The organism is Mesorhizobium sp. M4B.F.Ca.ET.214.01.1.1, assembly GCF_004791545.1.
In the GTDB taxonomy this organism is placed as follows: domain Bacteria; phylum Pseudomonadota; class Alphaproteobacteria; order Rhizobiales; family Rhizobiaceae; genus Mesorhizobium; species Mesorhizobium abyssinicae.
The window spans coordinates 1-25,058 of sequence record NZ_SRUX01000025.1 but is presented as its reverse complement, the minus strand read 5'-3'; the positions used below and the strand labels follow the sequence as shown (position 1 = coordinate 25,058).

Annotated in this window: 22 protein-coding genes; 18 read left to right on the top strand and 4 right to left on the bottom strand. The window is 59.3% G+C overall.

The window, feature by feature from the left end; all coding sequences use genetic code 11:
• Window positions 1-6: 6 nt before the first annotated feature.
• The 3 genes from EN857_RS31790 to EN857_RS31780 form a co-directional block, all read right to left on the bottom strand.
• Window positions 7-4,464, bottom strand: a complete 4,458-nt coding sequence (locus EN857_RS31790; RefSeq protein ID WP_135859594.1) for a hypothetical protein — start codon at window positions 4,462-4,464, stop codon at window positions 7-9.
• An 11-nt stretch (window positions 4,465-4,475) separates the two neighbouring features.
• Window positions 4,476-5,723, bottom strand: coding sequence for a hypothetical protein (locus EN857_RS31785; RefSeq protein ID WP_135859593.1), 1,248 nt, complete (start codon window positions 5,721-5,723; stop codon window positions 4,476-4,478).
• 489 nt (window positions 5,724-6,212) lie between these two features.
• The gene (locus EN857_RS31780; protein ID WP_135859592.1) at window positions 6,213-6,992 is read right to left on the bottom strand and encodes a hypothetical protein; all 780 of its coding nucleotides are present in this window, start codon (window positions 6,990-6,992) and stop codon (window positions 6,213-6,215) included.
• Window positions 6,993-7,464: 472 nt separating this feature from the next.
• Here EN857_RS31780 and EN857_RS31775 point away from each other — a divergent pair, with 472 nt between their 5' ends.
• From EN857_RS31775 to EN857_RS31760, 4 genes are all read left to right on the top strand, one after another.
• On the top strand, window positions 7,465-8,052 hold the full coding sequence (locus EN857_RS31775) for a TetR/AcrR family transcriptional regulator (RefSeq protein WP_135859591.1): 588 nt from the start codon (window positions 7,465-7,467) through the stop codon (window positions 8,050-8,052).
• Window positions 8,053-8,155: 103 nt separating this feature from the next.
• The gene (locus tag EN857_RS31770; protein WP_245511365.1) at window positions 8,156-9,214 is read left to right on the top strand and encodes a sugar ABC transporter substrate-binding protein; all 1,059 of its coding nucleotides are present in this window, start codon (window positions 8,156-8,158) and stop codon (window positions 9,212-9,214) included.
• A gap of 128 nt (window positions 9,215-9,342) precedes the next feature.
• Window positions 9,343-9,762 (top strand): nuclear transport factor 2 family protein, encoded by a 420-nt coding sequence (locus tag EN857_RS31765; RefSeq protein WP_135859590.1) that lies wholly within the window; start codon window positions 9,343-9,345, stop codon window positions 9,760-9,762.
• A 74-nt stretch (window positions 9,763-9,836) separates the two neighbouring features.
• Window positions 9,837-10,427, top strand: a complete 591-nt coding sequence (locus EN857_RS31760; protein ID WP_189521673.1) for a CGNR zinc finger domain-containing protein — start codon at window positions 9,837-9,839, stop codon at window positions 10,425-10,427.
• 14 nt (window positions 10,428-10,441) lie between these two features.
• On the opposite strand, the gene EN857_RS31755 is transcribed toward EN857_RS31760, so the two are convergent.
• Window positions 10,442-11,128 (bottom strand): GntR family transcriptional regulator, encoded by a 687-nt coding sequence (locus EN857_RS31755; protein ID WP_135859588.1) that lies wholly within the window; start codon window positions 11,126-11,128, stop codon window positions 10,442-10,444.
• 96 nt (window positions 11,129-11,224) lie between these two features.
• Between EN857_RS31755 and EN857_RS31750 the strand changes: the two genes are divergently transcribed.
• From EN857_RS31750 to EN857_RS31685, 14 genes are all read left to right on the top strand, one after another.
• Window positions 11,225-12,106: a fumarylacetoacetate hydrolase family protein gene (locus EN857_RS31750; protein WP_135859587.1), complete on the top strand. Its 882-nt coding sequence runs from the start codon at window positions 11,225-11,227 to the stop codon at window positions 12,104-12,106.
• Between the two features lie 29 nt (window positions 12,107-12,135).
• On the top strand, window positions 12,136-13,098 hold the full coding sequence (locus EN857_RS31745) for a VOC family protein (protein WP_135859586.1): 963 nt from the start codon (window positions 12,136-12,138) through the stop codon (window positions 13,096-13,098).
• 2 nt (window positions 13,099-13,100) lie between these two features.
• Complete coding sequence (locus EN857_RS31740) at window positions 13,101-13,862, top strand: SDR family NAD(P)-dependent oxidoreductase (RefSeq protein WP_135859585.1); 762 nt, start codon at window positions 13,101-13,103, stop codon at window positions 13,860-13,862.
• 56 nt (window positions 13,863-13,918) lie between these two features.
• On the top strand, window positions 13,919-14,956 hold the full coding sequence (locus tag EN857_RS31735; RefSeq protein ID WP_135859584.1) for a sugar ABC transporter substrate-binding protein: 1,038 nt from the start codon (window positions 13,919-13,921) through the stop codon (window positions 14,954-14,956).
• 33 nt (window positions 14,957-14,989) lie between these two features.
• Window positions 14,990-15,439, top strand: coding sequence for a nuclear transport factor 2 family protein (locus tag EN857_RS31730; RefSeq protein ID WP_135859583.1), 450 nt, complete (start codon window positions 14,990-14,992; stop codon window positions 15,437-15,439).
• Window positions 15,429-16,226: an SDR family oxidoreductase gene (locus EN857_RS31725; RefSeq protein WP_135859582.1), complete on the top strand. Its 798-nt coding sequence runs from the start codon at window positions 15,429-15,431 to the stop codon at window positions 16,224-16,226. Before EN857_RS31730 ends, EN857_RS31725 begins: the two co-directional genes overlap by 11 nt.
• Entirely contained in the window at window positions 16,223-16,984 is a 762-nt protein-coding gene (locus EN857_RS31720; RefSeq protein WP_135859581.1) for an SDR family oxidoreductase, read from the top strand. The genes EN857_RS31725 and EN857_RS31720 overlap by 4 nt, the downstream gene beginning before the upstream one ends.
• Before the next feature lie 21 nt (window positions 16,985-17,005).
• Window positions 17,006-18,067 carry a sugar ABC transporter substrate-binding protein gene (locus tag EN857_RS31715; RefSeq protein WP_245511364.1) on the top strand — a complete coding sequence of 354 codons (1,062 nt, stop codon included), beginning with the start codon at window positions 17,006-17,008 and terminating at the stop codon, window positions 18,065-18,067.
• A gap of 40 nt (window positions 18,068-18,107) precedes the next feature.
• The gene (locus tag EN857_RS31710; RefSeq protein ID WP_135859580.1) at window positions 18,108-19,145 is read left to right on the top strand and encodes a sugar ABC transporter substrate-binding protein; all 1,038 of its coding nucleotides are present in this window, start codon (window positions 18,108-18,110) and stop codon (window positions 19,143-19,145) included.
• 59 nt (window positions 19,146-19,204) lie between these two features.
• Window positions 19,205-20,731, top strand: coding sequence for a sugar ABC transporter ATP-binding protein (locus EN857_RS31705; RefSeq protein ID WP_245511363.1), 1,527 nt, complete (start codon window positions 19,205-19,207; stop codon window positions 20,729-20,731).
• The gene (locus tag EN857_RS31700) at window positions 20,718-21,722 is read left to right on the top strand and encodes an ABC transporter permease (protein WP_135859578.1); all 1,005 of its coding nucleotides are present in this window, start codon (window positions 20,718-20,720) and stop codon (window positions 21,720-21,722) included. The genes EN857_RS31705 and EN857_RS31700 overlap by 14 nt, the downstream gene beginning before the upstream one ends.
• 12 nt (window positions 21,723-21,734) lie before the next feature.
• A complete protein-coding gene (locus EN857_RS31695; RefSeq protein WP_135859577.1) occupies window positions 21,735-22,127 on the top strand; it encodes a VOC family protein in 393 nt (130 codons plus the stop codon).
• 101 nt (window positions 22,128-22,228) lie between these two features.
• On the top strand, window positions 22,229-23,536 hold the full coding sequence (gene hisD, locus EN857_RS31690; protein WP_135859576.1) for a histidinol dehydrogenase: 1,308 nt from the start codon (window positions 22,229-22,231) through the stop codon (window positions 23,534-23,536).
• A gap of 198 nt (window positions 23,537-23,734) precedes the next feature.
• Window positions 23,735-25,015, top strand: coding sequence for a Re/Si-specific NAD(P)(+) transhydrogenase subunit alpha (locus tag EN857_RS31685; RefSeq protein ID WP_135859575.1), 1,281 nt, complete (start codon window positions 23,735-23,737; stop codon window positions 25,013-25,015).
• The last annotated feature ends 43 nt before the right edge of the window (window positions 25,016-25,058 follow it).

Sequence of the window (25,058 nt, the reverse complement as noted above, 5' to 3'; positions counted from 1 at the left end):
CTCGACCTAGTTGGAAAGCTCGGGCAGAGCCAGCAGGTCGGCGAATGCCAGCCTTGACCTGCCGCCCTCGAGCATCGGGCAGTCACCATCATGAAGCGTGACTTCAAGCTGCGCCTGCGTGCTATAGGTGACGCACAAGATTGTGACGCTGACGCTGAAGCCGGCCTTGCCCCTGATCCGGCCAATGCCCTTATGGAGGCTGCCGCAGACCTCGAAGCGGATATAGGCGGCAACGTGGATGCCAACCAGCGTGACGCCCATAAAGCGCACTGAAGCGTTTCCCCACAGGTCGCCGTAAAGCTGCGCCACGATCTGGACGTCGGGAAGGCCGAGCGAGGAGAGCGCGAAGTCGATTTCTTGCAACGCCTCCTGCATCTGCATCAGGATTGCCGGAGGTTCCTCGGCCAGCGCCTTGGCAGTCAGAGGCTGCCAGGCCAGTTGCAGTGGTCTCGAGGCTGGCAGGGCTCTTTCTTCGTCGAAGACGAAAGACATGATGAAGACGCCGCCAATCATGATGCCTGCGTCGACGGAGGCCTCCGCGATGCCGCCACCCACAGCAGGCGGTGCAAATGTCCATCCGGCGCGCACTGCAACGCCCATGGTGATGGCCTTCTTGTCCAGGGAGATCAGTAGGCCGCCTTGGAATGTGTTGATGGGGAACATGCCGTTGACGACGACCTTCGTTGCCTTGTCCCAGTCGCGGTCGAAGTCATCGCTGCCCTTTCTCTCGGGCCAGCCGATGCTGAGCTTCACATGTGGGTTGCCGCGCAGGCCAAGCTCCAGGAAGATCGCGCCGGCTTGTACGGAATAGGTCGGGGCGCCCTGCGGCAAGTCGATTGTCGGCAGTTGCAGGCCGATCGAATAGAGCTGATTCTTCCAGTCGACGACAATCCCGAAGTCGACGGGATACTGCGAGATGAGAAAGGCAAAGCCGTCAACGCGGAATATGCCAGTGTCATTATAGAGGATCGACGTCAAATGCTCATCCGCATCGTCGCCCTCGTCTGTGGACAACACCGCTGAGCCGACCTGCAACATGCCGCCGCCGCCAATGGTTGTGCCGATCGTTTTCGACGGTTTCCAGGACGCCAGCCATTTGTCGGCGTCCATCTTCGGTTGCAGCGCCTTCAAGATCGACTTGGTCGGGTTCTCAAGAAGCTTTTGCAGGCTGGTATTTGCGTCCAGCTGCAGATCGGCATTATGCGCAAAAAGCAGGAACGGCTTGCGTAGCGTCGCGACGCTGCCCAGGGAAAACTTTGCGTCGGACTGCAGCGCGCCAACCCAGTAGGACGTGCCGCCCTGGCTGCCGATGCGCAGCCTGAGATCGAGCTCGCCGATGAGCCCGGGATCTTTCAGCGTGAGGCTGCCCCAGATCTCGCGCTCCTTCATCTTGGCGGCGCCGTTATGCGGGACGCCGTCCACCGGCTTGCCTTGGGAGTCGGCCCACATGGCCGAGGCCTCGATCGTCAAGCCGCCGAAATTGAGCGCGCCATGGATGGCATCGATCCTGAGGTTGATCTCCTTGGCGGAAACTACCACTGTAGCTCCGATCGACTGCAGGCCGGGCAGGCCGGTCTCTATGCGACCGTTGACGTACAGCATTCCGGCCGCAACGTCGAAGGTGATCGACCGCAGGGTAAAGGGCCATTTTCCAAACAATGTCGAACGCTGCTCGGCAGGTAAGATGAGCGAGATGACAGCGTCCGGTTTGTCGCCAAGCGAAAACAGGATGCGTGCCTTGAGCGGATTGGCGGCATCGCTGGACAAAGCTGGCAGCGCGGCCGCGAGGTCGGCGGTGGCGACCATGTCGACCGAAATCTGGACAACATCCTTGAAATCGGTCGAGACCTGCCTGAGCGCGATTTTGTCGAAGCCGGGGACGCTTTCTGACGAGAACCACGCGTCCGCGTCTCGCGCGCGGATGTCGATGAGCGTCTGGCCGGTCTCGCCGCTCGAGTAGCTGAAGTCGCCTTCGAATGCCAAGGACTTCGTCGGATCGTTCTTGTCGGTGATCTGGGGCAGTTCGAAACGTAGCCCGATCGCTTGCGTGACTGTCTTTCCGGCCGAGCCTTCGACGGTCGCATCGAGAACGAAGAGGCGCAGCACGCTCTTCCATTCGTTATAAAATGGCAGGCCGGTGACTTCGATTTTGCCATTTGGCGCTTGGTAGCCGCCGACCCAGCTGGCGCCATTTTCGTCTAGCCAACCATAGTCAAGATTGAGACCACGATTGACGGTATCAAGGATCGCTTTCAACCATTTGAAGTCGGTCTCAACCACTTTGGGCGCAAGAAATGCGAGCGGCATCCCCTTGAGGAAGAGGCCGCGCCAGCCATCTTGCGAGGGATCGAGCTGCGCCCGCTTGCCGTTTTGGGCGCGCGGCCAGACCGCAGGATGCGCCTTGGCTTCTGTGGCCCAAAGATTAGCGTCGGTCCAGCCCAAGTCGAGGGGATCGAGCGATGCCTTCGTGTCGAAATCATAGGCCACTGCTTGATCGTCGCTGAGCGGGCGGCCTCCCTTATCCGGCGCAAGGTCGTCGAGCTCATAAACATACTTGCCGTTCTGGTAGAGAATGACCGAAAGCCCCATGGCAAATGGCATGTGGAACAGTTCCGGGGGCTTGCCGTCCTTGAGCGGCATGTTCTGATCGATAAAGTCCTTGAAGGCGAGCGAACCATCGCCGGTAGGACGTGTGACGAACACGACCCGCAGGCCGGAAAGGGAGTTGCTCTTGACGAACTTCTGGAAGGCCTTGTCGTCGAGCTTAGGAAAGTTGACGGTGAAGTTATCGGCGCTGAAGGCCTCACCGATGGAGGGCGCGTTCGCCGCCTTGACAGCTGCCCAGCCCAACGCGATGCAGAAGGCGGAATAGGCGGCGGCCTCCTTCGCCGAACCGATGCCCTTGACTGTCAATTTGGTCTTGTTGGGCGCCGCTGTCTTGACGCGCGCATAGGCCATCTTCTGGCCGATCAATGTCGTGCTGTCGATCGTAAGTGTCGTGCCAGGATGTTCGACGCTGTGATAGTTTTGCGGCGTTCCCCGCGTGGTGAAATCGTCGAGCCAGCTTTCTTTGAGTGTCGGTAAGAGGCCATTGGCATTCAACTCGAAGTCGCGCGCAGGGGTGAACTTGTCGTCGAGCTCCCAGGCTTCCAGCTTGGTCGAGGTAAAGCCCGCTGGCCGGCTGCGCAGAAAAGGTTTTGCAATTGTCAGTGCGGCCGCTTTCGATGTGTCGAGCGAAAGAGGGGAGAGGCCTGACCCGTCATCCTCGCAGCGCAGGGCGAGATCGGCATAGGGAATGTCGAGCGTGGCGATGCCCGATCCGTCTGCAGGTGGCTTCGGCCCCAACCGGCTTCCGGTCGTGATGTCGCCGACCGGCAGGTAGGTGACGCCGGCCAGATATTCGAAGCGCTTGCCGCTTCCAGTGTCGCGCAGGTCGATTGCGGCGATGTTGGCATCGAGCACTGGGCGCACGCCACTTCGCGATCCAAAACCCTTGATGCGGAGGCCGTAATTGCGGTTCTGCCTCGGGCTGATGTCGGGTCTACGATAATGGAACCTGGCGGCAGGCTTCCCGGCCAGGGCTGCGGCAAGGTTCAGCTCGAAAGACATATCCTCGCCGCGTGCCCGCAAGATTGTCGCCGCCGCCGGCGTATCCTCGACATCGATCACCCTTGCTAGCAGCAGTTCCTGCTCGGGCGCGAAATCCGTGGCCGTAACCCAGCCGCCAGCCATGTGCAATTCGCTGGCCCGCAACAGGATCGGCGTCCATTTGTCGGCATCAGCTTTGAGCGCGCGCATCAGGCCGCTCGCTGGAGCTGCCTGGACGATGGCGGACTTGATGACCAAGCGGTGGCCGCCTGCGGCAGCTGACGCTGTGGCTGCCGCGGCGCCCGTAGCGACATGCAGGGCCACCTTACTGACGGCGGCTTGCAAGGTGAATGGCGCTTCCGGGACACTGTCGACCTTCAGCGTCGAAAACAGCGCGCCAAGATCCATCACGAGGCCGGGGCCATCCTGTGTGATGAAGAACCTTTGATTGGGCTGGAGGGTGCTCTCCTGAGCCTTTGAAGTGCCCCTTATAATGTTTGCGGATGTCGGCAGTCCGGCACTGTCCACCAGCGCTGCCCGCACCGAGTTCAACCAGCAGATCGGGCCGCCGTCCGCCTGCTTATATGCCGACAAGGCTCCGAAGCCCACGATCGGCCCTCCCGCGCCAGTGTCCAACTGGACGATTTGCTGGAAGTCGAATGAGCCATCCATGAGGCTCACGAGTTTTAACCCTTTATCGACGCGCAGGTTTCCGCTCGCCGCGACAAACTTCTTCGCTGTCGATTTGGTGCCCAGGAACTCCAGGCTCACATCGCCGCCGATCCAAACGCTGTCAGCCTTGGCAAGGCTCGTTGGGCTCGAGACGATTAGACGAATGGCGTTGGCAAAGACGTCAATCAACAGAGGACCAGGCATGAAAGCCTCCGCTAGCGGCTAGGTGGCTGATAACTCACATGGACGCTGTCCCCGGGCAGGAGGGCCAGCCGATCAAGGGTCGATGGCTTGTCAAAGTCTGCCACGCCCGAGAGCGGGACACGCTCGGCAGCACAGCGCGAGGCGCTCGGCACGATTGTCACGAAGACTTTGTGATGGGCCTTCTTTCGCAAGAGGTCCCGACCGTAGAGAGCCCGATATGCCAGGCTGACCGCGCTGTTGACGGAGACAGGACCGTCAAAGGGTTGGATATGGGCGATCTGGTCGTCGCCCACCAGCGTCCAGCTTTGGACAGCGCGGAGCTGATAGCTGGCGTTCGACCAATCTTTGTTTGCCTGCCCCGCATTCCTTTGGACGCTGTCGATGCCCATCTGACTCGCGCAAAGCCTGGCCCGCTGCGGCGACTCTTCCTCTGTCCAGGACGCCGCCAGACAGGCGGCCGCGTCGCTGAGGGCAGGCTGGTCGGCGCTGCATCTTCCTGGGCGCCAGAGCCGAACACCGAGATTGGCATTGGATCCCAGTGCATAGGCCAGTCGGGTCTGGGCGCTTGTCGGGTCCGGCAGCGAGGCAAGCGCTCCCGGCGCGTCGATCTCGATGCCCCCGCTTTCGTCGAGCACGCTTGAAGCGTGCGCGCTTTGCAGCGGCTGTGCTCCAATGATTTCGCCCGGCCCGATCCGGAAACGTAGGTCGGCATCGACACGGTCGCCGGGCAACACTTTCTGGCTGGCAAGCCTGACGATCTCAACACGCAGCGGAAGCTTGCTTCGCGAGATACGCTGCCGCAATTCGTCCCCGCTGATCCATTTCTCGTTAGAGAACGCAATACAGGTTGAGCCCTCACCAGATTTTGCCTCAAGATGAACCGATCCTGTCTTGGTGACGCCGGACGCAGAGGTCAGCTCGAGGTCGGCCCATTGCATGCAAGACAGTGTGGAAACGGGGATCCGAACGGCACGCCCCTGTGCAACCGGACCAATTGGAAGCCATTTGCTGCCGGCAGGACACGTGGGCACGCCGGCACCGCAACTTGCCGAAACCAGGATTGTCCCATTGACCGGTGTCAGCGTGATCAGATCGGTGGCGCGCAGCCGTGCGGAATCGTCGGTACTTGGCAGCCGCCGGTAAGTCGGCACAACCTCGTCAACCACCTCGATGTCTGACAGGGCGATTAGATGCTGACATCCGGAGAATAGCACCAGCGCGCCAAGGATGTTGACTAGCCTGGGCATGCCCCGGGGCATGCCGATCTTCCAACGCGAGACAATTCGCCTTGCAAACAACGCCGCTACCCCCGAGAGAATAACAACTCTCTCTCCACGTGACGTACAACCGGCCAGGGCTAAAGGGCTCCTTGCAGCCAGTGCCAATTTGAACTACGTTACTACGCGGCCGCGATCGACAAATCGCGGTGTTCTTTCAAACACGGGATGAAACAAAGTTCCATCGTTGCGACGGAGCGATGTTGCTGAATCCGGATGTTATTGCATGTGCGGAAGTTACTCCTGCCAACAGTATCGTGGCTTTAGCAACCACGCAAGTACCTTCGTTAAGGGTATTCACGAAGTTTGCAGGTGGCCTCCGTGGCGATATCTTACGCCACGTTGGTCGATATCCGGCTTCTGGATTGCAACGCCTCGTCTCGGTTTGCCTTTGGGAGCCTTGGGGCGCGATCTGCGACCCGGTTTCCCTTATTTAGAGCAAGGCGGTGAAATACGCTGCCTGCAATCTTGTCACGTTTTACGCCCACCAGGTTCGGCTTCTGACGATGTCGGAGGCAATTCCGCCCAAAAACGTTTTCTTCCGCCAGCTTCCTCGAGGGAAATATAGAAAGGGCTAAAATCAGAGTCGCGGTTGCCTTGCCCATCACGTCCTGAAGCTGCGCCTTTTAGAAAATTCATTATCCTTTCGAGATCATGGTTGGCCCATTGGTCAGCGCGTTCGCCATAGTTGTCCTTGGGGTCCCAAAACTGGTAACTTGTACAAATCCGATCGATGGACCTCATCACTTCGGAGGTTGTCAGCCACATCTTGCAGTATATGAAACGAATGTTGCCGCGGCTCTGTTTGCCAAGAAATTCGAATATATCACGAACGTTCTGTACGTGGGTAAGGCGGTCCAACATAAGTGAATATGCCGAAAAAACATCGTTCACCTCAAAGCGCGCTCTTATCGTTGCATATTTGCGTCTGAATTCGGGATGAAGCTCCCGGATGAGGTGGTCAGAATATTCTGACCCGCCTCCCTCCTGAAAGATCAAAAGACGCTCGGTAATTTCGTGAACAAGAAGGCCGAGATCATCGCAAGCAGAGGTAACCTGCTTCACTCGTTCCATAATTATGGCGTTCTCTGTCTTCTGCTGGTCAAGAGACACAGCAAAGTTATGCTTTATGGATTCTGCAATATGCTTCTCCAGGCTAACCCTTATTAAACTCCACGCTGCTGCGAGTACTGCACCCGCACTGAGCGTGGCTAGGCCCACGGATGAGGCGATTTCTGCCCATTTCATCATTGCGCGCCTACCTATCGTAACCGCTCAAGAGCATGACTATGAGGCCGTACAGAAAAAAAGCCGGCGTCACCGTAAACAACGATCGAAACGACTCTCCTAGCTTAATCGTAGGTTCCTTCCGCCGACCAATTAACCATCGACTTATGCACTAGTCGAGAGGGGGCGTTTAGATTTCGAATACCTACGGCAGTAGCACGGGTGCCATAAAGCTGAGATATTATCACGACGGTCGTTGCTTATGGGCCAAGACAACACCGAGTTCGAAGGCCATCTCCCGCCTTCTTGCGTTTGTGCCGCGCCGGCCGGGGCGGGCTCACCCCTGCAGCCGAGGTGCTCCGCGCTGCGGCTGCGGACAAGCAGAACATAAGTTCGACCAGAGAGCAGCCGCAACGTTCGTGATTTTTTGGCGCGCGACTTTCGAGTCACAATCAAGGACTTGACTGGACCGATCAGTCCAATATACGATCCTATCATGACTGATGCCGAAACAACCCGCGAGCGGATCCTTCAGGCGACACTGGACCTTGTCTGGGCGCGCAGCGTGGGGAACGTTTCGACGGACATGGTCTGCAAGCGTGCGAAGGTCAGCAAAAGCAGCCTCTACCACTTCTTTCCGTCCAAGTCCGAGTTGGTGGTTGCAGCCTATGAGTTCCACTGGAAGCGCGTGGCGGCGGATTATGCTCGAGTATTTGACGCGTCGATGACGGGCGAGGAGCAGTTGCAAGCCTATGTGGCGATCACGATTGACGATCTCAGCCGCCAGAAAGAAGAGACCGGCAAGATTCTGGGGTGTCCCTATGTCCTGGGGGCTGCGGAGATGAGCACGCTCGACGAGAAGGTCCGCGCTGTGATCGAAAGCGTCTTCGATCGTATCATCGGCTTCCTTGAGAAGGCTGTCGCTGCCAGCGGTGCGGGGAGCTTCGAGGCCGACAATGCTCGGGTCGTCGCTCAGGATCTCTACATGATGATGACGGGCGCTGTCCTGCAATCAAAGGTGCGCAACTCGCCCGACTTCCTTAGGCATGTCTGGCCGATGATGCGGGCGAGGCTGGCCGGCTAAATTTTTTTGTCCGTTAGTGGACTGATCGGTCCACTAACCCGAGCTTGGCAACGCTGCGGCCGATCGGACGATCCAACATGAGCAGCAACCGTGGGAGGAAATTGTGACAACAGCTAAATTCAAATCGATGGCGGCGGGAGCGTTGCTCCTGCTGGCTGGCCTTCAACCGAGCTTGGCCGAGGAGACGAACATCGATGTGGGCTTGGACAAACCGATAACTGTCAAGAAGGGTGGATTAAAGAAGATCGCGCTCTTCATAGAAATCGGCACCAATTCGGCGGTCCAGTCCACCGTAACCGGCGCCAAGGAAGAAGCTGCCAAGCACGGCATCGAGATTGACGTGTTCGATGCGCGCTTCGATGTAGCCCGCCAGGTGAACCAAATGCAGAATGCTCTGCTTGGCGGCTATGACGCCTGGATCGTCGCCGCGATCGAGGGCAACCAGGTCTGCAATATGGCTGCCAAGGAGGCTCCTGAAGCAGGGATACCTGTGGCGATAGTGACCATGTCGATCTGCGGCCGTTCGGTTAACGAAGGCGAGCAGCTTTGGTCGCCCGGGACGCTGACCTATGTTGGCGGTAATGAGACGCCGTCTGCCTTCAAGAGGGTGATCATGCAGGCGGTGAAAGACAAGCCGGGGCCGCAGAAGATTGCACTTCTTACGGGACAGGAGATCCACCCGATCACGCAAGCTTTCGACAAGGCAGTCGCCGAGGTATCCAAGGAGCACCCGGAAGTGAACGTGGTGGCCGAGTACAGGACCGACTACTCGCCGGAGATGAACCAGCAAAAGACTCAGGTCCTGCTCCAGGCCCATCCTGATGTCGACGCTATCGTCGGCGTGTACACCAACATGTCAAAAGGTGCCGCGGCGGCACTGGATGCAGCCGGGCGGGCCGGCCAGGTTCGCTTGTACGAGGCTGGTGGCACCAAATGGTCGGTCGATGCAATCAAGTCCGGCACGATCTCGGCGACGACCGGCTACTATCGGGCGACCGCAGCAGCTACAGCTGTCAGGTTGCTCGTGGACGCCTTCGACGGCAAGGCAGTGCCACATGTGGTGTTGAACGACGGGCATGTTCTGCTGCCGGGCCAAGCCGAGGGCGAGGTCGCGATCATAACCAAGGCGAACATCGACACTTACACGCCTCAGTCGCCATGATGAGATTGTCGGCTCGGCCTGGGCCGTGTCTGTGCCGAGCTGGCTAATCCTGCAGAGTCAGGTCCGTATCTCGATCGAGCGGCCAACGATCGTTCCCCCGCATTCGCTTTCCATGAAAGGCAAGATACATGAGCAGTCCAATTGATGTCCTCAACGCGTTCTATGACGCCGAGCGCCGCTATATGTTGGCAGGCGGAGCGGCAGCAGGCGCATCATTTGACGAGATGGCTGCGACGCTCCACCCAGAAGTCGAACTGCACCAGTCGCCTGACCTGCCCTGGGGTGGTGAGTATCGGGGCCACGCCGGGTTCCGCGACTGGTCGCTGAAGATGAGCGATGCCTTCGATCAACTTTCTGTGGAGGATGCGCAATTTCTTGTCTCGGAAGAAAGCGTGGTCATTCTGTGTCGGCTCATCACACGCGCCAGGCGTGGCGGCAAGATCCTGAATGCCCCGATGGCGCAGGTCGTGACCGTCCGAGATGGCCGCATTACCGAGTTTCGGCCGTTCTATTGGCACGTCCCGGACTATGTCGCGGCCGCGCGGTAAACCTGATGTTGGTGCGGCATCAATGGACATTTGTCGATATCGCAGCTAAAAGGAACCAGCTAAGCAGGTTACTCATGGCACGCAAGATTTCCGCAGGCGATCTAGAATTCCGCTTCCGCTCGAACCGGCTTGTGCTCGATTTCATCGCGACTGTGGGAGAGAGGGGACATCGCGACATTGAGCGGCTGGACACCCTCGATGATCTGGATAGGTGGATTGAGGCGGCAGGCTTTGCGGTAACAGAGATCGTTCTGAAGGACGAGGACCTAGCAGACGCAAAGGCCCTCCGCTACGTTATGGTCCACGTACTTTCCGATGTTGTCGCTGGACGCACACCCGAAGGCGCGGATGTCTACACGCTCAACCAGGCCGCCAAACGGCCGCCCTTACGTCCTGAATTGGGGGAAGGGGGGACCAGCCTGACCTGGCATGCGGACGTCCTTGTGCCGTCCATACTCTCGACGCTTGCTCGAGACTTTCTGCAACTGCTTGGCGAAAGAACCGATCTCGACCGAGTGAAGCGGTGCGCAGATCCGACCTGCAACATGTATTTTCTCGACCTGAGTCGCGCGAATAACAGGATCTGGTGCGCGACCGACGGCAGGGGGTGCGGTAACAAGGCCAAGAAGCGGGCTTTCGTTGCGCGCCATCGCCACACAAGTTGACCAGATGCCATCTGTCAGCCGGCGACGATGCGGTATGTTGCCTGAAGGTGCTGGCGCAAGAGTTCAACCGCGTGGTCGGTATCGCGAGCCAATGCCGCCGCGACGATCGAGCGGTGCTCCTCATCGACGTTGCGGGTGCTGCGCTCCATGGGCACAGAAAGGCGCCGGAACCGTTCGCTCTGGCGAAACAGCGCTCTCCTAGTATCGGCAAGCCACCTGTTTTCCATGCCGGACGCCAACTCCTCATGAAGGCGAGCATGCAGGTCACTCCAAGACTCGTTCATCTGTGGAGGCAATTCATCCGTATATCTCTGCGTTGCGAGCAACTGCCGCAAAGCCTCTTCCACCCGTCCCTCCCAGGCTCCGTCTCCGGATGCGATGGATAGGCGCAGGCAGATCGTTTCAATCTCGATGCGGGCTTGGGTCAACTCCGCGAAATCCTGGGAGGAAAATTGGCTGACCTCGAACCCCTTCTTCGCCTTCAGTTCCACCAGCCCTTCACCTTGCAGGGCTGACAAGGCTTCTCGAACAGCGGGCAGGGTCACCTCGAGGCGCCCGCACAATTCGCTGATATTGAGCTTTTGACCTGGCAGAAGCCTGCCATGGAGGATTTCTAAGCGCAGTCGCTCCCTGACGAGGGACGCCTTGTTGGCCGGCTCCTGCTGCATCCGCGACTCCATTCCAAGCTTGAACGCGACCATATCCAACCTTTTATGCCAAAGATAATATATTATTGTTGACTCAATGTTTCGTTCCAACTAGGTTCGCTTCAAGAGGATTTTCCAAAGGAAATTAATATGCGTTTCAGGTCATTGCGGCGCTCTGGCGCTTTGGGCGTAGGTGTCCTAGTGGGCAAAGATTGGCGAGGGGCGTTCGAGAACGAAACAGGTTATGTAGGTTCTCTGGACCAATTGGTTGCGCGGGGGCGCGAAGGCCTCCTCGAAGCCTTCCGGTCGCTTCGTGAAGCGCCGGTTCTGGATGAGGCCGCTGTAGAGGTGCTGCCTCCACTGCGCACGCCCCCGAAGATCGTTTGCGTTGGACTCAACTATTCCGACCACACCGCCGAAAGCGGATACAAGCAGCCGGAATACCCCACCTTCTTTCCCCGCTTCGCGTCGAGCCTGATTGGCCACGATGTTGCCATGGTGCGCCCGCGTGTCTCGGACACGCTCGATTTTGAGGGCGAGTTGGCCGTCGTTATTGGCGTCGGCGGACGACACATAGCAAAAGCGGACGCGCTCTCTCACGTGCTCGGATATTCAGTCTTCAACGACGGCTCAGTTCGAGAATATCAGTTCAAGACGCCTCAATGGACGATCGGAAAGAACTTCGATTCGACGGGCTCCTTTGGTCCGGATCTCGTCACGACCGACGAGTTGCCAGAAGGTGCGGCGGGGCTGCAAATCGAAACTCGCCTCAACGGTGAGGTCGTGCAATCGGCATCGATCGATCAACTGATTTTCGACGTTGCAACATTGATTGCCACGCTATCGGAGGCGGTGACACTTGAGGTTGGCGACGTGATTGTGACGGGCACGCCATCCGGTATCGGACACGCGCGCAACCCAAAACTTTACATGAAGCCCGGGGACATTTGCGAGGTCGAGATAGAGCGTGTCGGGTTGCTCCGGAACAGGATTCTCGATGAAGGCGAGGCTTCGGGTCTGCGCGCGGCGTAGAGACTTGGCAGGTCACTCGGGAGGACGACATGACAGCGTTAAGGGGATACATAGCAAGTGACGCTGAGGGTGGTGTTCTCGGTGTTCACTCCCTCGACAGCTTCACATTCTCCGTTCCGGATCTCAACCAGGCGGAAACGTTTCATGCGTCTTTCGGCCTCGATGTGCGGCAGGATGGGAACGGCCTTGCTCTTTGCACGTTCGGACACAGCCATACTTGGTGTCGGATTACTGAAGGCGCCTGCAAGTCGCTGGGTTACCTTTCCTTCGGGATTTTCGAACAAGACCTAGCTCGGTTTGCGCGACGGTTGGACGAACTGAGCGTTCATCGTCTCGATCCGCCGCCGGGACTGGAATCCAACGGCATCTGGTTTCGCGATCCGGACGGCACATTGGTCGAACTCAAGGTCGCGGCAAAGTCTTCGCCGGATACCAAGGGCCATGGGCAGTTTCAGTCTTCTCCACCAGGCGTTGCTGGTGCTCCTGTGCGAAGGAACGCGCCCGCCACACGGCCTAACCGCATGTCGCATGTGCTGCTTTTCACGGCCGATGTCGATCGTGCAGTGAAGTTCTACGAAAGCGCTCTCGGTCTCGCGCTTTCTGACCGCACCGGCAATGAGATCGCCTTCCTGCATGGTCGTCATGGGAGCGACCACCATCTGGTGGCGTTCGTACGATCTACCGGACCGGGCATCCATCATACGAGTTGGGAGGTCGATAGCCTGAATGCGATTGGCCTTGGCGCGATGCAGATGGCCGACAAAGGCTTTTCCCGTGGATGGGGCCTCGGTCGACATGTCCTTGGATCCAACTACTTCCACTATGTGCGTGATCCGTGGGGCAGCTATGCCGAGTACTCCTGCGACATGGATTTCATTCCCAAGAACATGGAATGGCGCGCGGGGGATCACGACGCCGAGGATGCCTTTTTTATCTGGGGACCGACACCGCCGGACGATTTCGCCGTGAACCATGAGTTAAAGGGGCGTTGACGGTGTCGAGACGGCCCCATCATTCGTCACTCGGCGGCAAGACCGTACTTGTGGCCGGTGCATCCAGCGGCATTGGTAAAGCTACCGCGATGCGTGTGGCTGAGGCAGGCGCCGAGGTCGTGTTGGTTGGCAGGCGATTATCGGAGTTGCAGGCGATCGAAACGGCAATCGCGGCTGCCGGCGGCCAGGCGGTATCGGTGCAGCTCGACGTGACCGATACCGCAGCCCTTGGTGCTGCAGTCGCATCGTTGCCGCGCCTAGACGTGTTGATCAACAGCGCCGGAATGAACATCCCGGAACCGATCGCTGTCGTGACGGAGCAGCATTACGACAGGCTGTTTGGGCTTAATCTGAAGGCAGCTTTTTTCCTCTCGCAGGCTGCGGCAGCCAAGATTGCCGCACATGGCGAGGGCGGCGCCATGATCCACATCACTTCGCAGATGGGGCACGTGGGCGCGGCGAACCGCACGGCCTACTGCGCATCGAAGCATGGGGTGGAAGGGCTTGTGAAGGCGCTCGCCATTGAACTGGCGCCGATAAACATCCGGGTTAACGCCATCGCGCCGACTTTCATTGAGACAGCGATGACCGCGCCGATGTTCGAAGATGGCGGCTTCCGCGCAGAGGTCATGTCGAAAATACCCCTGGGGAGGGTTGGAGTACCGGAAGACGTGGCGGAAGCCGCTGCATTTCTGGCGAGCGATGGTGCCGTGCTCATCACGGGGACAAGCCTAAAAGTAGACGGCGGCTGGACCGCCCAGTGAAGCTGTTGTGGCCAGGTGCAGGCAAGATCCAGGCATCTGTGTTGAGGGAGAATACGATGAAGCTGATTGCCTATGCCTTGGCGTTTGGGATCTTTGGGCTCCAACCGTTGCACGCCGGGGAGACGGTCGACGTCGACGTCGGCGGCGGTATGGTTGTCAAGCTTGCCAAAGATCGGCCGCTTAAGATCGCCTTCTTTTCCGAAGGCACCAACAATTCGGCGATGACCGCAAGCATCGAGGGTGCCAAGGAAGCCGCGGCCAAGCATGGCTGGACAATCGATGTTTTTGACGGGAGCTTCGACGCCGTCAAACAAAGCAACCAAATCGCGAACGCTCTGAATCGCGACTACGACGCTTTTATTGTCAAACCACTCGAAGGCAACACCATGTGTGAGCCTGCGTCGGTTACCGCGCCGCAGCGCAATATCCTTGTCGTCAATGCAGTGCTTCCGATCTGCGGACGCTCCGGAAAGGAGGGAGAGGCGCAGTGGTCCCCAGGAACACTCGCCTATGTCGGTGGCACGCAAACTCCGGACGCATTCCTGGAGGTGCTCCACAAAGTCCGCGAGCTCGCGCCGGGGCCACAGAAGGTGGGCATCCTCACCGGCAACGACCTCAATCCCATTACGCTGAACTTCGAGGCTGCACTGCAGCGGTTTCTCGCAGAAACTCCGGACTGGTCAGTGGTGGCCAAGGCGCGGACGGATTGGTCAACACCGGTAGCCTTCGAGAAGGCGCAGCCGATCGTGTCGGCTCATCCCGAGATTACACTATATTTCTCGCATTACTCCAACATGACGCGCGGCATCGTTCAGGCACTAGAAGCGGCGGGCAAGCTGGGAACGGTGAAGGTGTTCGACGCTGGCGGCACGGCGTGGGCAAAACAAGCGGTCAAGGCCGGTACCATCGATTTCACGACCGCTCTCTATCTTCGTTCCAATGCCGCCGCTTCGATCGAGGCTATCGCCGCGGCGCAACGCGGGGAACCTGTCCCGCGAGTTATCCAAAACGAAGGCAAGCCGATCACCAAAGGTGCGCTGGTCCAGTTCATCGATTCCTCAAACGTCGATGCCTACCAGCCAGAGGCCGACTGACCAAATGCTGTCCGACAGGGAAGCGGCACGCCAATGAGCAATACAACGAACGCGGCTTTTGAAACGTTGATGCGTTTCTACGAGGCAGAAACGATCTACCTTTCCCCCAGCGGTGGCGATTTCGGCATTATCGCTGAAACCCTGGACCCGGAATGCGTGCTGCACCAGCCAGGCTCGTTGCCTTACGGCGGTGAATGGCGCGGGCCGGACGGCTTCAAGGGGTGGATGGAGGCTTTCGGTCGCCAGTGGTCATCCCTGGAAGTGAAAAATCCGCAATTCTATCCGTCAGGTGAAGACGTCATCTTCAGCCGCTCGCATGTCTATGCGGTGTCGCGTCCGACGGGCCGGGAGGTCGACTGGCCACTGCTCCAGTTCTTCCGTGTACGAAACAACCGGATCCTGGAACTGCGGCCGTTCCATTGGGACACGGCGGCCATGTTGCCTGCGATGCGCGCAACCAGGGAGGACACGCATGCCCAATGAAATCGCAATCATCACTGGCGCGAGTTCAGGAATAGGCCGGGCGACAGCAGTACATCTGGCCAGTCTCGGATATGACATCGGCATAACTTACGCAGGCAATGTCGACGGGGCGGAAGAGACCGCGCGCCGTGTGCGAGCCAGCGGCCGCAAAGCTGCAGTCCGACAGATGGAACAGACGGATCCCGCCTCGATCCGGACGGCGTTGGATGCGCTTGTGGCTGAGTTGAACGGCGTACATGTGTTCGTCAACAACGCCGGCACCCTCGCGTTTGATGACTTCTTGGAACTTAAATTGGACGATTGGAACCGGGTGCTCGCATGCAATCTCACCGGCGCTTTCGTTGCCGGCCAGATCATAGCCAATCACATGGTAGCCGCCGGCACGGCCGGTCGTATCGTCAATCTGTCGTCAGTGCATGAAGCCGTGCCCCTCAAGGGCGGAGCCGCGTACTGTGCGTCCAAATCCGGCGTCGGTATGCTCACAAAGTGCATGGCACTTGATCTGGCGCCGCACGGTATCCGCGTGGCCGCCATCGGGCCGGGAGAAACGGCGACGCCGATGAGCGGCGCCAAGGAAGGTGAGGACGTAAGCGCACGCAAGCGTCCCGAACTTCCCGTTGGCCGGCCCGGCAAGCCCGAGGAAATGGCTGAAGCCATCGCCTATCTCGCCTCGCCGAACGCCAACTACACCACCGGAATAACGCTTTTCGTCGATGGCGGGCTCCTGCTCATGGCTGCAATCGGCAATCAGCGCACGATCATGGAATCGCTTGGAGCCCAAGGATGAAACGTCTGGCAGGTAGGATAGCAATCGTCACCGGTGGTGCGGGTGGGGTCGGTAGCGCGATCACCGCGCTCTTCGTGTCGGAGGGCGCCAAAGTCGCGATATTCGACAGCAAGGATACGGCCCCGGACGCGCTGGCGGCTCTCGGAGAAGCTGCTGTTCGCTACTACAAGGTCGACATCACCGATGAAGGCGTCATCTCGGCAGCGATCTCCAACATTGCCGCTGAATGGGGCGTGCCGGATGTACTGATAAATGCCGCCGCCATCGCGGGTTCGGGAAAGCCTACCCATGAGGCAACAGTCGCAGACTTCGACGCGGTTTTCTCTGTCAACGTGAAGGGCACATTCCTTTGCACCAAGCACGTGATCGCCGGCCTTCTGGCGGTGGGCCAGCCAGGGAGCATCGTCAATATCTCGTCGACCTACGGGGTCATCGGCAATGCCGACATCCCCCTCTACCACGGCACCAAGGCGGCTGTGCGGCTGCTTTCGAAGTGTGACGCCGTTACCTACGCGGGCAACGGCATTCGCTCGAACTCTGTCGTCCTTGGCTCGACGCGCACCGAGATGACGCAACGTGCAATGGAGGAAAGTGCGGAAGGGGCTGCCTATGTCCGTAACCTCATCGATGCTCACCCAATGAAGCGGCAAGCCGATCCAATCGAAATCGCACGCGTCGCGCTGTTTCTGGCCAGCGATGAATCAAGTTTCGTCACCGGAGCCGATATCGCAGCCGACGGCGGCTACACGGCTCAATGAACAAACCAAGGGAGGAAGGGAATGACTGTACAAAAGATAAGGACGGCAGGTCTGGCTTTGGCACTTGCGGCAGCAATGGCCACAAACTCGAGCCTGGCGCAGCCTGCAGCCGTGGATGTCGGCCAAGGTAAATCCGTTCAACTCGCCAACGACAGGCCGCTGAAGATCGCCTTCTTTTCGGAAGGCGCGAACAATAGTGCCATGCAGGCAAGCATTGACGGCGCAACGGAAGCGGCCAAGAAACTCGGATGGCAGATCGACGTCTTTGACGGCAAGTTCGATCCGGTGACCCAGCTCAATCAGTTGCAGAACGCCCTTGCGCGCGACTACGACGCCTGGGTGCTTAAGGCGGTCGAAGGCAACATCATGTGCGATGTCGCCACGAAGGATGCGCCGGCAAAGAACATCCTTGTCGTCACGGCCGTCCTGTCCATCTGTGGCCGCGGCGCGAACGAAGGTGCCGCGCTTTGGTCACCTGGAACCCTTGCCTATGTCGGCGGCGCAGAAACGCCACTCGCCTTCTTTCAGGTATTGGACCGGATGGGCAAGGAAAATCCAGGGCCCCAGAAACTTGGTGTGATCACCGGGCCTGAGCTCAATCCGATTACGAAAAACCATGAAGCCGCACTTGCGATGTTCAAGAAGAAGTATCCCGAAGTGAAGGTCGTGGCGATCGCCCGCACGGACTATTCGACGCCAAGCGCTCTGGAGAAGGCAGGGCCAATGGTCCAGGCAAACCCTGACATGACGCTCTACTATACCGCCTTCTCGAACCTCTCGAAGGGTCTTGTACCAGTCCTGGAGGAGGCGGGAAAACTGGATAAAGTCAAGATCTACGACAACGGTGCGACTACCTGGGCGGTCGAAGCCCTGAAAGACGGCAAGATCGCGGTCTCCAGCGCCAACCGTCTAAAGTCGAATGCGTACAACGCGGTGATGGCAATCGCGAAGGCCCAGAACGGTGAGGCAGTAGCACGCGCGATCGGCGACCTCGGCGAGCCGCTGGTCGAAGGACAGCCTCCAACCAACCCGTATCTCATCGATAAAGGAAATGTCGACGCCTTCAAGCCGGAGGTGGAGTGATGTGGGCGCTCAACAGGTACTGGCAGCAATGAGGTCGACAATGAGGGTTCTGCTCATTGCAGGCATCGCCTCGACACCGGGAATGGCCTTCGCGAAAGAGGTGCAGGTTGACGTCGGACTGCCTAAACCGGTCGTCGTCAACACCGACCAGCCGTTGAAGCTTGCGCTTTTCATTGAGATCGGCACCAACAGCGCCGTCCAGTCTACGGTGACGGGGGTGCGCAACATGGCCAAGAAGTATGGCTTCGAGTTCGACGTGTTCGACGCTCGCTTCGACGTCGCCACCCAAGTCAACCAGATGCAGAATGCGCTGCTCAACGGCTACAACGCGTGGATCGTCGTGCCGGTGGAGGGCAGTCAGGTTTGCGAGTCTGTCACTAAGCTGGCGCCGGAGGCCAATGTCTTGGTGGCACAGGCTACAGGCACGGCTTGCGGACGCTCATCCAAGGAAGGCGACGAGCTTTGGTCGCCGGGAACCCTTGTCTACGTAGGCGGCAACGAGACGCCAAATGCCTTCAAGGCAGTGATGGAGAAGGCCGCGGCTGATAATCCCGGACCACAAAAAGTTGGCATCCTGACCGGACCAAACCTGCATCCCATTACCGTCGCCTTCGATAAGGCACTCGAAGAGGTGAAAGCCAAGTATCCTGATTTCAAGGTCGTGGCTGTGCACCGGACGGACTACTCACCTCCCGATAATCAGATCAAGACGCAGACTATGCTGCAGGCAAATCCCGATCTTTCGATCATCGTCGGGGCCTATACCAACATGTCGAAAGGTGCCGTTCCCGCGCTCGAAGCGGCCGGCAAGCTTGGCACGGTCAAGGTCTACGAGGCTGGCGGCACGGCATGGTCGGTGGATGCGCTGAAGAAGGGTTGGATCAAGGCTACCACCGGGTTTTATCGGCAGACTGCGGCTGAGACAGCAGTCCAAGCGATTATCGAGGCTCGTGCCGGAAAGCCCGTGCCTCATGTGATCTTGAACGACGGTCATGCACCCATACCGGGTCAGAAGAGCGGCGAGGTTGGGATCGTAACGCTCGACAACGTCGGCGCGTATGAACCGCAATCACCCTGAATCGTTCCGCCGCGCGGCAGCGATGTCGCTCGGCCGAACACGCGATGGAGTTTAACCAGATGTCCATACCGGCTATTTCCCTTCTGGATGTGTCGAAGTCCTTTGGCCCTGTCGTGGCGTTGCAGCCGGTCAGTTTGGATATCGCCGCTGGGACGATCCACGCCTTCGTTGGCCAGAACGGCGCCGGCAAATCCACAACTCTCGGGGTGCTAGCCGGCCGCATCGAGCCGAGCTCGGGTCGCGTCCTGCTATTCGGCGAGGAAGCAAATCTAGGCAATCCTCGCGCCGCTCGCGCACAGGGCGTCTCTGCGATCTACCAGGAACTGACTATCGTTCCTGCGTTGAGCGCGGCAGCCAACGTCTTTCTCGGCCAGACTCTGGCCCACGGAGGTTTTCTCGACGAGCGTGCCATGCATAGGCGCTTTTCTGATCTTTGTGCGCGCTTGGGGGTAAGTATCGATCCCGCGAGAGAGGCGCGCCGGCTGTCAGTTGCCGACCAGCAGATGCTCGAGATCATGCGTGCGCTACAGGCTGATTCCAAGATCATCCTGTTCGACGAACCGACGACCGCACTCGCGCCTCCAGAGCGCGACGCGTTGTTCAACGTGATGCGCGAACTGCGCGATCAAGGCCACACCCTGATCTATGTATCGCACAATCTCGATGAAGTGCTTGGTATCAGCGAAAAAATTTCTGTCTTTCGCAATGGCCGTTTGGTGCAGACGCAACCGAGAGCATCATGGACTAAGCAAGGCTTGGTCGCGTCAATGCTTGGCGAGGCGATGGGCGACATCTATCACCGACGAAATCGCACGCTCGCCAGTGTCGGCAGCCCGGTGCTCAAAGTTCGTGGGTTGACGGTTCCGGGAGCGGTTACGGATCTTGCGCTAAGTGTATCAGCCGGTGAAATCCTTGGCATCGGCGGCCTGGTCGGGGCAGGTCGAACAACGTTCTTACGCGCCATTGCTGGGATGGAGCCCCGCGCACGCGGCAAGTTCGAGATCGCCGGACGCGAAGTCGCGTGGCCCACCGATCCGAGGACTGCACGTGATTACGGTATCGCCTTGGTTCCGGAGGACCGGAAGACTCAAGGCCTCGTCCTTGGAATGAGCTCAATGGATAATGTGGCAATGGCCAACTACGGCCGCGTCCGCAAGAGTGGGTTCGTGGACGCAGCGAGACTTAGAAGTCTCAGTCGAAAATCGACCGACCGCTTCGGTCTTGACCCGCGCCGGCTGGGCGACCCTGTCGGCAATTTGTCAGGCGGGAATCAGCAGAAGGTGCTGCTTTCCCGATGGGACTACGAACAGCCCAAGGTGCTGATGGTCGACGAGCCGACGCGGGGTATCGATGTCGGCGCTAAATCAGAAATACTAGACGCGCTGCGCGATTTCGCCGAGCGCGGCATCGCAGTGATTATCGTGTCCTCTGAGCTTGAAGAAATCGTCGCGGTCGCCGACCGTGTCGTCGTCCTTTCAGAGGGCAGGCTCGTCGACGAACTCGACCACGCCCGCTCCCCGCTCTCCGTCCATGCCATCCTAAATAGCGCCTTCGGCGTAGAAGGAAGCCGTCATGCTCAGCACTAATTCAGCAACCAGCGCCAAGCCCATCTTGGGTGGCGACACCGAAATCCGCAGGTCCCGTTTCTCATGGGCCGAACTCGCAATGAAGTACGGCCTATTGGCTGTTTTGGCCCTTCTGGTTCTCGTATCGCAGGTTCTCTATCCTCGCTTCCTCGATCCGTTGAACATCCGCAATATTCTTAGCCAGAATGCGCCACTCGGCATCATCGCGGTGGGGATGACACTTGTTATGATCACCAGAGGCTTCGACCTGTCGGTAGGGTCGATGTACGCTGCCGGGGCAACCATCTTCGCTAGTCTCGCGGTCGCAGGTTGGTCCCTGCCGCTGGCGGCAGGATTGGTCATATTGGTCGGCTTGGTCGGGGGGTTGATCAACGGGTTGACGATAACGCGGCTCAACGTCAATCCGTTCGTTGCGACGCTCGGCACGACTTCGATCTTTTCCGGTCTGGCGCTGCTCTATTCGAACTCCTCTCCTTTTGTCGTGACCGAGCAGGCTTTTACCTGGCTTGGACGTGGTGCCGTGCTCGGGATTCCAGTCAGTGTTTGGCTCATGGTGCTCGTCTTCGGTATTGGTGAGATCGTACTCTCGAGAACCACCTATGGGCGTTCCCTTTACGCCATAGGCGGGAACGATGAAGCAGCACGGCTCGCCGGTTTGCGCACCGTGCTGATCCGGGCCTCCTCCTATGTCATCTGCAGCGGATGCGCCGCTGTTGCGGGTATGATCATAGCCTCGCGCCTCTCGATCGGTCAGGCGGACATCGGCTCGACGATGGCGTTAGACGCGATCGCCGTCGTAGTGATTGGGGGCACGTCCCTAATGGGCGGGGAAGGGGCCGTCTGGCGCAGCGCTATCGGATTGCTGATTGTCGCGGTGCTGACGAACCTGCTCGACTCGCTGGCCGTCGATTCCAACTACCAACTGGTGATCAAGGGCACGATCGTGGTCGCCGCCGTTGCTCTGGACGCCTACGCGCGCACCCGGCGATGAGGCGAAGCAACCGTGCACCATGTGGCCATCAGCGTACGCGATCTTGCCGCCAGCCTGGCTTTCTATGCAGGTTTCGGCTTCGAGAAGGACGCCCAGTGCCAGCTTTGGGATGGAGAACTCACGCTGACGGTGCTCGCCGGGCCGCATGGGCGACTGGAGTTGTTCAGTTCCATTCGGCCGGTGATGGCGTCGGATCAAATGGCTTCGCTTCGAACGGATCTACATCAAATCGGCGGGAAGCATTTCGCGTTGGAGGTTTCGAATCTTGCGTCCGAAATCCAAAGACTTCGCTCGCTAGGGGTGACCGTAGAGGGCGATGTTGCATTCTCCGCGTTGGGCTTCGACTACGTTTTTGTTCGCGATCCGAGCGGAAACTGGATCGAGCTGCTGGAAGTGCAAAAATAATATATTATTCTTTGACTTTGCTGCGCCGCCCGTTATAGACGCTGTTGCCAGAACAAAGTGCAGCACTCTCCGCACTAGGCGAAAACGAAAGAGGCTTGGAAATGGTACGCTACCTTAAATCAGCTCGGCCCGAAGCGGAGCGCAAGCAAGACGACGCCAAGGTGCGCGGCGCCGTTGAGGCCATTCTCGAAGACATCGAAATGCGTGGCGACACCGCGGTGCGAGAACTGTCGGCCAAATTCGACAACTATGCCCCCACTTCCTTCCGTCTTTCTGAGAGCGAGATTGAGCTCTTGATGTCGCAAGTGTCCTCACGGGACATGGAAGACATCAAGTTCGCACAGCAGCAGGTACGCAACTTTGCGCAGGTGCAGCGGGATTCCATGAAAGATGTGGAAGTCGAAACGATGCCGGGCGTCATCTTGGGCCACCGCAATATCCCGGTTCAGTCGGTCGGCTGCTATGTGCCGGGTGGCAAATTCCCGATGGTTGCATCGGCTCACATGTCGGTTGCCACGGCGAGCGTCGCCGGCGTGCCACGTATCGTGGCCGCGACTCCGCCCTTCAAGGGTAAGCCAAATCCAGCTGTCATTGCTGCGATGAAGCTTGGCGGTGCTCACGAGATCTATGTTCTAGGCGGCATTCAGGCCGTTGGCGCTATGGCGATTGGCACGGAGACCATGCAGCCGGTCCACATGATTGTCGGTCCCGGCAACGCGTATGTCGCCGAGGCCAAGCGCCAGCTCTTTGGCCGAGTCGGCATCGACCTTTTCGCCGGCCCGACGGAGACGATGGTGATCGCCGACGAGACGGTAGATGCTGAACTCTGCGCGACGGATCTCCTCGGCCAGGCTGAACATGGCTACAATTCACCTGCGGTGTTAGTGACCAACTCCGAGCGGCTGGCACGCGATACACTTACCGAAATCGAACGGCTGTTGGCGATTCTGCCGACGCAGGAGACAGCGCGCAGGAGCTGGGATGACTATGGTGAGATCATCATCTGCGACAGCTATGAAGAGATGTTGTCCGTAGCCGATGAGATTGCCTCCGAACATGTTCAGGTCATGACCGATAGGGACGACTGGTTCCTCGACAACATGCGCTGCTACGGGGCGCTGTTCTTAGGGCCGCGGACGAATGTCGCCAATGGCGACAAGGTAATCGGGACGAACCATACTCTGCCGACAAAAAAGGCTGGACGCTATACGGGCGGTCTCTGGGTCGGTAAGTTCCTGAAGACCCATTCCTATCAGAAAGTAGTGACTGACGAAGCTGCGACGCTCATCGGCGAGTACTGCTCGCGGCTTTGCATGCTTGAGGGATTTGTGGGGCATGCTGAGCAGGCCAACATCCGCGTGCGGCGTTATGGCCGGCGAAATATTCCATACGGTGTAGCTGCTGAATAAGCGTCGCGATCAGCCGCCGCGACCTCGCAACGATCCGCCCATCCATCGGTGAGCCGGTGGTGCCTCCCAAGGCGAGAAGGCGGCTGTCGCCGGTCTGCTCGGCGGCAGCCGCACAGCGCGGCAAGAAATCGAAATCGCCAATCTGTTGGCCACCTGCAAGGTTGGCCTAAGATCCAATCACGAAATCTGGGACGTACGGTGGCTCAAGCTATTTTTATACCGAGAGAATTGGATGCGAACGAGCAGCGCGTTGCTGCCTCGCCGGACACGGTGAAGCGACTGGCCGGCCTCGGCTTCGAGGTGGTGGTCGAAAAAGGCGCGGGCACCGGCTCGCGCATCCCCGACGAGGAATTCGCCAAGGCGGGCGCCGCGATCGGCGGGGCCGCCGATGCCTCGAAGGCCGATGTGGTGCTCAAGGTGCGCCGGCCGAACGACACCGAGCTCAAGGGCTACAAGCAGGGCGCCGCCGTCATCGCCATCATGGATCCCTACGGCAACGACGCTGCCGTCGCCGCCATGGCCAAGGCCGGCATCACCGCTTTCTCGATGGAGTTCATGCCGCGCATTACCCGCGCGCAGGTGATGGATGTGCTGTCCTCGCAGGCCAATCTCGCCGGCTACCAGGCGGTGATCGACGCGGCCGCCGAATATGACCGGGCGCTGCCGATGATGATGACGGCGGCCGGAACCGTGCCGGCGGCCAAGGCCTTCATCATGGGCGTCGGCGTCGCCGGCCTGCAGGCGATCGCCACCGCGCGCCGGCTTGGCGCCGTCGTCACCGCCACCGACGTGCGTCCGGCGGTGAAGGAGCAGGTGCAGTCGCTCGGCGCGAAATTCCTGGCGGTCGAGGACGAAGAGTTCAAGGCGGCCGAGACGGCCGGCGGCTACGCCAAGGAAATGTCGAAGGAATACCAGGCCAAGCAGGCGGCGCTGACCGCCGAGCACATCGCCAAGCAGGACATCGTCATCACCACGGCGCTGATCCCCGGCCGGCCAGCGCCGAAGCTGGTCTCGGCGGCGATGGTCGCTTCGATGAAGCCGGGCTCGGTGATCGTCGACCTCGCCGTCGAGCGCGGCGGCAATGTCGAGGGCGCGCAAGCCGGCAAGGTCGTGACCACGGCGAACGGCGTCAAGATCGTCGGCCATCTCAACGTGCCGGGCCGCGTCGCGGCGTCGGCCTCGCTGCTCTACGCCAAGAACCTGTTCGCCTTCCTCGAGACGCTGGTCGACAAGGAGAGCAAGACGCTTGCCATCAAGCGCGACGACGAACTGGTCAAGGCGACCATGCTGACCGACGCAGGCCAGGTGGTGCACCCCAATTTCGCCAAGGCCGACCTGCAGCCGCGCATTGAACCGGCTTCTGTGCCCGCCACGACCCTGGTCGCCGAGGCTTCTGAGAAGAAAACGGCGCCCAAAAAGACCGCAGACAAGAAAACCGCTACGAGCAAGTCCGCTGCCAAGCCGAAGGGGATCGCGTGATGGACGCCTTGCAGAAAGCCCTCGACCAGCTCGACCAGGCAAC

Coding starts and splice junctions, on each gene's coding strand:
- EN857_RS31730 (WP_135859583.1), top strand. CDS start 14,990: ATGAGCAATACAACGAACGCGGCTTTTGAAACGTTGATGCGTTTCTAC.
- EN857_RS31715 (WP_245511364.1), top strand. CDS start 17,006: ATGACTGTACAAAAGATAAGGACGGCAGGTCTGGCTTTGGCACTTGCG.
- EN857_RS31755 (WP_135859588.1), bottom strand. CDS start 11,128: ATGGTCGCGTTCAAGCTTGGAATGGAGTCGCGGATGCAGCAGGAGCCG.
- EN857_RS31785 (WP_135859593.1), bottom strand. CDS start 5,723: ATGCCCCGGGGCATGCCCAGGCTAGTCAACATCCTTGGCGCGCTGGTG.
- EN857_RS31700 (WP_135859578.1), top strand. CDS start 20,718: ATGCTCAGCACTAATTCAGCAACCAGCGCCAAGCCCATCTTGGGTGGC.
- EN857_RS31720 (WP_135859581.1), top strand. CDS start 16,223: ATGAAACGTCTGGCAGGTAGGATAGCAATCGTCACCGGTGGTGCGGGT.
- EN857_RS31725 (WP_135859582.1), top strand. CDS start 15,429: ATGCCCAATGAAATCGCAATCATCACTGGCGCGAGTTCAGGAATAGGC.
- EN857_RS31710 (WP_135859580.1), top strand. CDS start 18,108: ATGAGGGTTCTGCTCATTGCAGGCATCGCCTCGACACCGGGAATGGCC.
- hisD (WP_135859576.1), top strand. CDS start 22,229: ATGGTACGCTACCTTAAATCAGCTCGGCCCGAAGCGGAGCGCAAGCAA.
- EN857_RS31745 (WP_135859586.1), top strand. CDS start 12,136: ATGACAGCGTTAAGGGGATACATAGCAAGTGACGCTGAGGGTGGTGTT.
- EN857_RS31790 (WP_135859594.1), bottom strand. CDS start 4,464: ATGCCTGGTCCTCTGTTGATTGACGTCTTTGCCAACGCCATTCGTCTA.
- EN857_RS31760 (WP_189521673.1), top strand. CDS start 9,837: ATGGCACGCAAGATTTCCGCAGGCGATCTAGAATTCCGCTTCCGCTCG.
- EN857_RS31775 (WP_135859591.1), top strand. CDS start 7,465: ATGACTGATGCCGAAACAACCCGCGAGCGGATCCTTCAGGCGACACTG.
- EN857_RS31765 (WP_135859590.1), top strand. CDS start 9,343: ATGAGCAGTCCAATTGATGTCCTCAACGCGTTCTATGACGCCGAGCGC.
- EN857_RS31735 (WP_135859584.1), top strand. CDS start 13,919: ATGAAGCTGATTGCCTATGCCTTGGCGTTTGGGATCTTTGGGCTCCAA.
- EN857_RS31750 (WP_135859587.1), top strand. CDS start 11,225: ATGCGTTTCAGGTCATTGCGGCGCTCTGGCGCTTTGGGCGTAGGTGTC.
- EN857_RS31705 (WP_245511363.1), top strand. CDS start 19,205: ATGTCCATACCGGCTATTTCCCTTCTGGATGTGTCGAAGTCCTTTGGC.
- EN857_RS31780 (WP_135859592.1), bottom strand. CDS start 6,992: ATGATGAAATGGGCAGAAATCGCCTCATCCGTGGGCCTAGCCACGCTC.